This window comes from Variovorax sp. WDL1, assembly GCF_001541225.1.
In the GTDB taxonomy this organism is placed as follows: domain Bacteria; phylum Pseudomonadota; class Gammaproteobacteria; order Burkholderiales; family Burkholderiaceae_C; genus Variovorax.
Map to the genome: position 1 here is coordinate 28,421 of NZ_LMTS01000177.1, position 8,426 is coordinate 36,846.

Annotated in this window: 9 protein-coding genes; 4 read left to right on the forward strand and 5 right to left on the reverse strand. The window is 71.5% G+C overall.

Annotated elements, in window-relative coordinates:
* The 3 genes from APY03_RS25065 to APY03_RS25075 all read right to left on the reverse strand — a co-directional run.
* Positions 1-1,420, reverse strand: a 1,420-nt coding sequence (locus APY03_RS25065) for a hypothetical protein (RefSeq protein WP_232324392.1), incomplete at its 3' end; no start/stop codon positions are given.
* A 5-nt stretch (positions 1,421-1,425) separates the two neighbouring features.
* A complete protein-coding gene (locus APY03_RS25070; RefSeq protein WP_068681182.1) occupies positions 1,426-2,016 on the reverse strand; it encodes a YceI family protein in 591 nt (196 codons plus the stop codon).
* Positions 2,013-2,786, reverse strand: a complete 774-nt coding sequence (locus APY03_RS25075) for a CDP-alcohol phosphatidyltransferase family protein (RefSeq protein WP_068681185.1) — start codon at positions 2,784-2,786, stop codon at positions 2,013-2,015. Before APY03_RS25075 ends, APY03_RS25070 begins: the two co-directional genes overlap by 4 nt.
* Before the next feature lie 60 nt (positions 2,787-2,846).
* Between APY03_RS25075 and APY03_RS25080 the strand changes: the two genes are divergently transcribed.
* From APY03_RS25080 to APY03_RS25095, 4 genes are read left to right on the forward strand one after another with little or no spacing between them, the layout of a single operon-like run.
* Entirely contained in the window at positions 2,847-3,845 is a 999-nt protein-coding gene (locus tag APY03_RS25080; RefSeq protein WP_068681187.1) for a zinc-dependent alcohol dehydrogenase, read from the forward strand.
* A gap of 31 nt (positions 3,846-3,876) precedes the next feature.
* Complete coding sequence (locus tag APY03_RS25085; RefSeq protein WP_068681189.1) at positions 3,877-4,275, forward strand: 6-pyruvoyl trahydropterin synthase family protein; 399 nt, start codon at positions 3,877-3,879, stop codon at positions 4,273-4,275.
* Entirely contained in the window at positions 4,248-5,345 is a 1,098-nt protein-coding gene (locus APY03_RS25090; RefSeq protein WP_068681191.1) for a glycosyltransferase family 4 protein, read from the forward strand. The genes APY03_RS25085 and APY03_RS25090 overlap by 28 nt, the downstream gene beginning before the upstream one ends.
* The gene (locus APY03_RS25095) at positions 5,342-6,208 is read left to right on the forward strand and encodes a class I SAM-dependent methyltransferase (protein ID WP_068681193.1); all 867 of its coding nucleotides are present in this window, start codon (positions 5,342-5,344) and stop codon (positions 6,206-6,208) included. Before APY03_RS25090 ends, APY03_RS25095 begins: the two co-directional genes overlap by 4 nt.
* Before the next feature lie 106 nt (positions 6,209-6,314).
* Here APY03_RS25095 and APY03_RS25100 read toward each other — a convergent pair whose 3' ends face one another.
* Both APY03_RS25100 and APY03_RS25105 read right to left on the reverse strand, forming a co-directional pair.
* Positions 6,315-7,205 (reverse strand): RibD family protein, encoded by an 891-nt coding sequence (locus APY03_RS25100; protein WP_180988640.1) that lies wholly within the window; start codon positions 7,203-7,205, stop codon positions 6,315-6,317.
* A 26-nt stretch (positions 7,206-7,231) separates the two neighbouring features.
* Positions 7,232-8,113, reverse strand: a complete 882-nt coding sequence (locus tag APY03_RS25105; protein WP_068681197.1) for a hypothetical protein — start codon at positions 8,111-8,113, stop codon at positions 7,232-7,234.
* Positions 8,114-8,426 lie beyond the last annotated feature (313 nt).

The following is an 8,426-nucleotide window of genomic DNA, read 5'->3' on the forward strand; positions in this document are numbered from 1 at the left end:
TCACGATGGTGAGCAGCTGCCTCGGCGCGCGGTGCTCGAGGTAGTTGCCCAGCCACCGGAAGGTGTAGACAAGGGATTCGAGGTAGGCCGGCACCGGCGCCTGCCAGGAGACCGGCGCGGCCAGCGATCGCGCCAGCTCGGCCGGGGTGTAGGCCTCCTGGCCCGTGAGCTTGTCCCAGTCCGTCACATACGGCGCCAACGGCCGGAAGGGCGCATGGCTCGCGAGCGTCGCGAACACCATGAACCTGGGCTCGCGCTCGGCGGGCGGGGCGGCCAGCTCCTGCGCATGCAGCAGCGCCATGGAGGCTTGGTCGGGCACTCGCCAGTAGCCGAAGGCCGGTCCCCGGTAGCCGATGCGCTCGGCGTCGCCATAGCGATCGAAACCGTAGAAGCGACCCTCTGGCCAGGGCCGTTGCAGGCCGGGCATCCAGTTCACGGTGCGCCAGCCGTTGGCCTGGAAGTGGCGCACCAGGGTCGGCCGCTGCGTGGCCAGCAGCAGCTCGTAGGCGCCGGGATCCTGCATGCCTACGCCGCTCAGCAATTCGGCATGGGCCAGCCATGACGCGCCGCCGTAGGTAGGCGAGCGCACGCGTGCCGACACCGCCTGCAGTCCGCCGGCGGCAAGCGCCTGCGCGAAGGCCGCGCGTTGCGGCGCGAGGGCGGCGGCCTGCCGCGGATCGTCCAGCGTGGTGGCGCCGTAGGACTCGGCGAAGAGCAACAGCACGTCCGCGCCGCGCAGGCCGGCGAGGCTGCCCTGCGCGAAGTCGGGGCTGGGCGCGAGGCGCGCGCTGGCCTGCCCGGGCAGCAGCTGGCCCGCCAGCACTCCGGCCTGGTGGGTGAGGATCGGCGCCACCGGCATGGAGAAGAACCAGCGCGTGTCGCGCCCGCCGATGCCGTTTGCGGCGAAGCAGGCGCCGAGCAACAGGCCGGCCATTCCTATCCCCGGTCTTGGGCGCGGCGAGGCGAGGGCCTGCGCAATCGCGCGCCAGCAGTGCAGCGCCAGCGCGTACAGCAGCAGCGGCACGGCAAGCACCGCCAGCGCCCCCACGCCGATCTGCCAGGCCGGGAACTCCCCCATGCGCAGTACCTCCAGCGCATGGCGGCTGTCCCAGTAGAGGTTGAGCTGGCGGCCGAACACGGCAGACACTGTGACGTCGAGGTAGCGCGCGACGATCCAGAAGCTGCTCGCGGCGGCCAGCATGCGCAGCGCGCCGGTGCCGGGCCGGCCGCGCCGGGCGACCCACGCCGCAAGCGCCAGCAGTGCCACCACCAGCTCGAAGGACAGCCGCAGTGCGGGCCGCGGCCACAGGCCGGGGCCGTGGTTCTCCAGCGTCAGCAGGGCATTGAGCAGCAGCAGCGGCAAGGCAAAGCGCGCCAGCCAACCGCCCCCGCCCGCGGCTGGGGTCGAGGGCCGGCGCATGGTGGTCACTTGCGCCTGGCCTCGAACTCGATGATCAGCGCCACTTCGTCGCCGACCCAGCCGTTGTCGACGCCGTAGCGCATGCCGTGGGCGCTGCGCTTGAAGCTGCCGCGCGCCGAGACGCCCATGATGTAGGCCTTGTCGATGGGCGAGGGGCCGCTCTTGTTCCAGGTTGCGTTGAGCGTGAGCGGCTGGGTGCGGCCCAGCAGCTCGAGCTGGCCAACGATCTCGAAAGTGCGCTCGCCGGTGCGCTTGGCATTGGCGGCGGTGAACACCATGCGCGGGAACTCGGCGCTGTTGAGGAAGTCGGCGCTCTTCAGGTGCTGGTCGCGCTTGGCGAAATTGCTGAACACGCTCTGCGTATCGATCTCGATGCGCACCTGGCTGAGCGCGGCAGTGGCTTCGTCGAAGCTATAGCTGCCGCGCGCGGCGCGGAACAGCCCCAGCACCTTGGCGTAGCCGAGGTGGTCGACCAGGAAGCCCACCGTGAGGTGCTCGGGATCGAGCTCGTAGCGCGCAGGCTCCGCGCGGGCGGATGCCGCGGCGAGCGTCAGCAGGAAGGCCGCGCACAGCGTGCGGACAGCGGGAGCTTTCATGTCGCAGTCTCCGGTGGAAGGTGTCGATGGCGCAGCAGCCAGGCAATGTCGATCGCGAAGGAGGCCGCCAGCAGGGCGAGGCTTGCGGCCGCGAGGGCACGGCTCCAGGGCGGCGTGATGACCGGGCCGAGGCACACGATGAGGCTGGTGATCTGCACCACGCACACCGTCTTGCGCCGCCCGCTGGGCGGCAGCGCGCGCGCCAGCCAGGGCCAGGGCCGGGCAGCCAGCACGAAGGCATAGCGCATCAGGCCGGCTGCCACGATCCAGGCGCCGGCCTTGCCGAAATGCACGACCAGCAGCGACAGCACCAGCACCAGCAGCGCATCGGTTTCCATGTCGAAGCGCGCGCCGAAATCGCTGGCCAGGCCGCCGCGGCGCGCCAGCGGGCCGTCGAGCGCATCGAGCAGCGCGGCGCTGGTGGCGACCACGATGCTGCCCCAGGCCACGGCGTCGTCGCCCGGCTCGCCGATCAGCGCGGCCAGCATCGCGATCAGCGCCAGGCGCGCCAGCGTCACCCGGTTGGCGGCACCGAAGCGCGTGTTCGGCGCGTGCGCGGCGAGGCCTGCGAGCACCAGCGCGAAGGCCGTGGCGAACACGGCCAGCGACTTGATCTGGAACCAGGGACCGAACTCTCCCAGGTGCCCCAGCAAGGCGGCGAGCGCCGCCAGCAACAGGAAGCAGGGCACGGCCTCGCGCCAGGCATCGCGGCGCAGCGCGGCCAGGCGCGCCGCGCCGGGCGCAGGTGCATCAGGGGATCGCGTGAGCATGGTCTTAAGATCGGTTGCCGAACACGAATCGCCCGCCGCCGGCGGACGACCCCAAGGAGCATGCCAGCAAATCCATCTCGCGTCGCCCCGGGCGAGTCCCGGGCCTGCTGGGTCGAGGCGCCGGGCCGCGCGGCCCTGCGACAGGCCGCGCTGGCCGCGCCGGGCCCGGGAGAGGTGCTGGTGCGCGCGCTGCACAGCGGCATCAGCCGCGGGACCGAGCTGCTGGTGTTTCGGGGCGAGGTGCCCGAGAGCGAGTACGAGCGCATGCGCGCCCCTTTCCAGGAGGGCCGCTTCCCCGCGCCGCTCAAGTACGGGTATGCCAGCGTCGGCGTGGTCGAGCAGGGGCCGCAGGCGCTGCTGGGGCGCACGGTGTTCTGCCTTTATCCGCACCAGGCCCGCTACGTGGTGCCGACCGAGGCGGTGCATCCGCTGCCCGAAGGCCTGCCGCCTGCGCGCGCCGTGTTGGCAGCCAACATGGAGACGGCCGTCAACGCGCTGTGGGATGCGACGCCGCGCGTGGGCGATCGCATCGCGGTGGTGGGCGGGGGCGTCGTGGGGCTGCTGGCGGCCTGGCTGGCCGGACGCGTGCCCGGCTGCGAGGTCGAGCTCATCGACACGAATACAGAGCGCCGAGCGGTGGCCGAGCGGCTGGGCCTCGTCTTCGCGAGCCCGCAGCGCGCGCGTCCCGATGCAGACCTGGTCATCCATGCCAGCGGCAGCGCCGAGGGGCTGGCCACCGCGCTGCGGCTCGCAGCCTTCGAGGCCACGGTGCTGGAGATGAGCTGGTACGGCCGGCAGGCCGTCACGCTGCCGCTGGGCGAGGCCTTCCACTCGCGGCGGCTCACGCTCAGGAGTTCGCAGGTCGGGCATGTCGCGCTGCCGCAGCGGGCGCGCTGGAGCCATGGCCGCCGGCTGGCGCTGGCGCTGGCGCTGCTGCGCGACCCGGCGCTCGATGCGCTGCTGACCGATGCAGCGCCCTTCGACGAGCTGCCCGCGGTGCTGGAACGCCTGGCCGCGGGCGCGCCGCAGACCTTGTGCCATCGCATCGACTACCCCTGAATTCTTCGCTCACTCCCATCGCAAGGAAACCATGTACAGCGTCAACGTCCGCGACCATTTCATGATCGCCCACAGCTTCCGCGGCGCAGCCTTCGGTCCCGCACAGCGCCTGCATGGCGCGACCTATGTGGTCGATGTGGAATTGCGGCGCGCCGAGCTCGATGCCGACGGCATGGTGGTCGACATCGCGCGGGCCACCGAGGTCTTGCGAAGCGTGCTGGCCGAACTCAACCTGCGCAACCTCGACGACGACCCGGCCTTCGAGGGCCGCAACACCACCACCGAATTCATGGCGCGCGTGATCTTCGATCGCGTGGCCGGGCGCATCGCGGCCGGCGAGCTCGGCCCGCATGCCAGCGGACTGGCGGCCATGCGCGTGCGCCTCAACGAATCGCACGTGGCATGGGCGGCCTACGAGGCGGCGCTTTGACGGGCTCGGGCCGGTGCAGCTTCCTGGTGCCGGGGGACCTCGGCACCCGCACCGGCGGCTATGTCTACGACCGTCACATCATCGAAGGCTTGCGTGCGCGGCACTGGTCGGTCGAGGTGCTCTCGCTGGGCGAGGGCTACCCGGCGCCGGAGGCCGCCGCGCTGGCGCGCGCAGCGCAAGTTGTCGAGGCGCTGCCCGATGGCGCGCTGGCCGTTGTCGATGGCCTGGCTTTCGGTGTGCTGCCCGACCTCGTGCGGCAGCATGCGCAGCGGCTGGACTGGGTCGCGCTGGTCCACCATCCGCTGGCCCTCGAAACGGGGCTGGAGGCCGCCCGGCGCCAAGCGCTTTTCGACAGCGAGGGGCGTGCGCTCGCCCATGCGCGCGGCGTGATCGTGACCAGCCCGTCGACGGCACGCGCGCTGGCGGACTTCGATGTCGAGGCCGAGCGCATCGTCGTGGTCGAGCCGGGCACCGACCCGGCGCCGCTGGCCACGGGCTCGGGCGGCGATGCCTTGTCGCTGCTGTGCGTCGCGACCGTGACACCGCGCAAGGGCCACGCGCTGTTGGTCGAGGCGCTGGCCGGATTGAAGGATCGGCGCTGGGTCCTGCATTGCGCCGGCAGCCTGGCGATGGACGCCGCCTGCACGTCTGCGCTCGTGCAGGCCATCGAAGCCCACGGCCTGCGCGAGCGCGTGCTGCTGCACGGCGAGCGGGACGAGGCGGGCCTGCGCACGCTCTACGCCGAGGCCGACGCCTTCGTGCTGCCTTCCTTCCACGAGGGTTATGGCATGGCGCTGGCCGAGGCGCTGGCGCATGGGCTGCCGGTGATCAGCACCCGCGCCGGGGCCATCCCCGACACCGTGCCGGATGCGGCGGGCATGCTGGTGACGCCCGGCGATGTCGTCGAACTGCGTGCCGCGCTGCAGCGACTGATGGAAGACGCTGCCTGGCGTGCGCAGCTTGGCGCCGGCGCGCGCGCCGCTCGAAGCCGCCTGCCGAGCTGGGCGCAAAGCAGCGCGCGCTTTGCATCGGCGCTGACAGGCTTCGGACTGCAGGCGGCTTCGCCATGACAGCCTTCAGCGCCGATTGGCTGGCACTGCGCGAACCCTTCGATCTTGCGGCGCGTGCCGGATCGGCTGCGACGCTGGACCTGCGCGGCATGGCGAGACGGATGCGCCGCGATGCGCGTCCGCTCGAGGTGCTGGACCTGGCTTGCGGCACCGGCGCCAATCTGCGCGCGCTCGCGCCCTGCTTGGGCGGTGCGCAGCGCTGGCTTCTGGTCGACCATGATCCGCGGCTGCTGGCTGCGCTGCCCGGCGTCTTCGTGGCGTGGTCGCGCGCGCAGGGGTTGGCCATGAATGCGGGCGCCGAGTGCCTTCGCATCGATGGGACTGATTGGAATGCAGAGGTGCGATGGCACCGCGCCGATCTCGCAGGCACGCTCGAGACCTTGCCTTTTGCAGACGCGCAGCTCGTTACCGCCGCGGCGCTGCTGGACCTGGTCTCCGTATCCTGGCTCGACGCACTGTTCGAGCGAGTGCGAAGGACGAGCGCGGCGATGTTCTTCGCGCTCAGCGTCGATGGGCGCGTGAGCTGGGAGCCCGTTGTCGAAGAGGATGACGCCGTCCACCAACTGTTTGCGGCGCACCAGCGGCGCGACAAGGGCTTCGGCCCGGCGCTCGGCTGCGAAGCCCCGGCGATGGCGGCAGCTCAACTGGCTGCCCTGGGTTACGGTCTCACCCGGTCGCGCAGCGATTGGCACATCGAGGAGATGACCATGCTGCAGGCCATGATCGACGGCATGGGCAGCGCTGCGCTGGAACAGGGTCCGAGCGCGCACGCGCTTGTACAAGCATGGTGTACGCAGCGACGGGCGTCGGTTGCCCGCAGTCGCCTGCATGTGGGGCATGTGGACCTCCTGGCTCTTCCCTGAGCTGCGCAGGCGCTCTCGTGTGTCGAGAAGATTCTTCAGGGCTACAGGAACCAGCACCAGTGCAAACGCCAGCACATCCGTAGCCTGTGGTCGCCAGTCCAGGGCTTCAAGACGGCGAATTCGCCGCCCGCAGATCAAGGTCCCACAACACATCCGCCCCCATGCGGAACACGCTTGAAGGCGGCCGCGGGCAATCGCGCATCGCCGTGCTCCCCGGCAGCGACAGCCCCGGCCGCCCGTTGCCGATCAGCACCGGCGCGATGCTGAGGTGCAGCCGGTCCATGCATCCTTGTGCGATGAAGCGCGAGACCGTGATCCCGCCGCCCTCGACGAAGAGTACGCGCAGGCCGCGCTGCTGCAAGGCGCGCAGCAGCACGCGCAGGTCGGGTGGGCCGCCGGCGTTCTTCATCAGGCCGGGCACGCCCAGTACCTGCTCGGCGCCGATGTGCCGGGCGGCCTCGTCCGCGCGCGTCGCGTCGCAGACCAGCAGCGTGGGGGCCTGCCGGTCCGACAGCACGCGCAGTGTCGCCGGCAACTGCAGCGAAGGGTCGATCAGCACCCGCACCGGGTTTTCACCCGCCACGCGGCGCGTGGTGAGCTGCGGGTCGTCGATGGCAGCCGTGCCGGCGCCGACGATCACGGCGTCGCAAAGCGCTCGCAGCCGGTGCAGGTGAACCAGCACCTCGGGACCATTGACGAAGTTGGAATCGCCCCCTCGCGTCGCGATGCAGCCGTCGAGGCTCTGGCCGAGCTGGCCGATTACCCAGGCACTGCTTTCCGGTGGGCGGTCGAGCACGGGCTTGAGCAGCGCGAAGAGCTCGACGGCTTGCGCGTCCCACGCATCCTCCCGAAGCGCGAAGCCGCGCGATGGATCCCAGGCGAACGGCCGCTTTGCATCGGGTGCCGGCTGGGGGCCCAGGCCGCGGCGATGGCGCACGATCTCCAGGCACAGGGGCCACAGCGCATCGGTGCCGTGCAGCGCGGGTGGGACTCGCATCAGGGGTGGAGGCAGGTTGCGGGCATTCACCACCTGGGCTTGTAGTAGGGGTCGTCCATGGTAGCGCCTGGCGTATCCGAAGCGCTGCCCTGTGCGAGGGCGAGCGCGGCGGCGACCCAGACGAGCGCGACGGCAGCGACGATCAGCGGCTCGACCCAGGTCCTGGCGGTCGTGCGGGCGGGTCCAGGCGGGCGTCGCAGGCGCCGCCGCACCCACCGCACGAGCGGGCCGGACGTGAAGGCGCCAGCCAGGAGCAGCAGCGCCATCGGCCGGGCCTCCGTCAGCAGCGCCGTGGCCAGCATCAGGGCGAGCCAGGCCAGCACCGCGACGATCGCGCCGCTCGCGCCGAAGGCAATCCGCACGAAAGGCCAGAGCCACAGCGCGCCGCCTGCAACCGCTGCGGCCAGGGCCAGGCTCGACTCGAAGAGCAGCGCCGAGCCCGAGCGCATGGCGATGGCGGCCAGGCCGAGGCTGGCGATCACGATTACAGCGGCGGCGTCGGCGCGGGCCGCGTGCTCGCGCAGCACGGCGCGAATCACGGCCAGGCCGAGCAGCCAGAGGCCGATCATCAGCGGCAGGGGCTTGGCGGCCAGGGTCGCGAGGGCCAGCGCCCACAGGAGGCCGGCAGCCAGCCACTCGGTCCGCCGGCTGGCATGCAGCGCCTCCAGCACCAGGCCCGCCAGCGCGGCGGCGGCGTAGATCCAGGGCAGCCGCTCAGTGAGCGCGCCGGGCGGCAATTGCCAGCCGAGCAGCAACACCGCCGCGCCGACGATGGCGACGGCCACGCCCGCGGCAGCCCAGCGCCGCCCCTGCACGCCGCCGAGCGCGCCGCGCAGCATGCCCGTTACCGTGAACGCGACGAGCAGCGGCAGCAGCAGGCTCTGGAACAGGGGGTGATGGAGGTCCATCTTCGGGTTATGAGCCGTGGCGTCGCATCAGTCAATGCTGGCATCCTGCGGCGACGCGCCCTGGGCGCGCACTCTTCCCGCCGCACTCGGCATCTGGATCGCGCGTCGAGCCCGATGGTGGGATCCTGCTTCCGAAGGATGTCCCAGGCGAAGGTGACGAGGCGGCGAGGATGCTGAAGGACAATTCCCGATGCGGGCCCATGCGGCATCGGCGCCCGAGCTGTCCGCGTAAGCTGGAATGGGGGCGAGCGGCCCCCGACAACGAGAGACCACCCATGAGTTCAAGCCAAGACATCGTGATCATCGGCGGGGG